We start from the raw sequence: 358 nt of genomic DNA on the forward strand, positions 1-358 counted from the left end.
CGATCCTCAAGTGAAATTTCTGGTGGAAACCGGGCTGCTCGTCGCCTTTTCCGCCCTGCTCTATCGCTGGCTTTTTGTCGGAGCGGAACGCAGCCTGCATCTTCTCGTCTTGGTCGGTATCGTCTTCGGCGTGTTTTTCCGCAGCCTTTCGGGCTTCATGCAGCGGGTCCTCGATCCGAACGAATACACGGTGCTGCAGGATGTGCTTTTCGCCAGTTTCAATTCCATCGAACCGACGCTGCTCACTGTTTCCGCCATCATCATCGGCGTGGTGACCATTATCGGGCTGCGCCTGATGCACACGCTCGACGTGCTCTCGCTCGGCCGCGCGACGGCCATCAGCCTCGGGGTCGAATAC

Annotated in this window: 1 protein-coding gene; it reads left to right on the forward strand. The window is 58.7% G+C overall.

Annotation, left to right across the window (positions count from 1 at the left end; translation table 11 throughout):
• On the forward strand, positions 1-358 hold a 358-nt coding region (locus tag EN857_RS33620; RefSeq protein ID WP_145972043.1), incomplete at both ends, for an iron chelate uptake ABC transporter family permease subunit.

This window comes from Mesorhizobium sp. M4B.F.Ca.ET.214.01.1.1 (assembly GCF_004791545.1).
Taxonomy (GTDB): Bacteria; Pseudomonadota; Alphaproteobacteria; order Rhizobiales; family Rhizobiaceae; genus Mesorhizobium; species Mesorhizobium abyssinicae.